This window comes from Azohydromonas lata, from assembly GCF_034427735.1.
In the GTDB taxonomy this organism is placed as follows: Bacteria; Pseudomonadota; Gammaproteobacteria; order Burkholderiales; family Burkholderiaceae_C; genus Azohydromonas; species Azohydromonas lata.
Map to the genome: position 1 here is coordinate 1 of NZ_JAXOJX010000278.1, position 232 is coordinate 232.

At 69.0% G+C, this 232-nt stretch carries 1 protein-coding gene; it reads left to right on the top strand.

What is annotated here, in order from left to right; all coding sequences use genetic code 11:
• The coding region (locus SM757_RS35380; protein ID WP_322468923.1) for a hypothetical protein at positions 1-232 on the top strand (232 nt) is incomplete at both ends.

A 232-nucleotide genomic window follows, 5' to 3' on the forward strand; every position in this document is an offset into this window, starting at 1 on the left:
TCTGCGCTCGGGTGCCGCGGGCACCACAGCATTCGAGCTGGCCAACGGCACGCTGACGGCCACCGTCGACGGCTTGGGCAACCTCAAGGCCACGTCGGTGGCTGTGCAGTACGCGGGCACCGCCGGTGCCGTGGCGGCCGGCACCAAGGTCAGCGTCGGCAGCCAGAGCTACACCTTCAGCCAGGCCATTGCCGCCAACACGGTGGCGTTCACGCTTAAGGGTTTCAGCGCC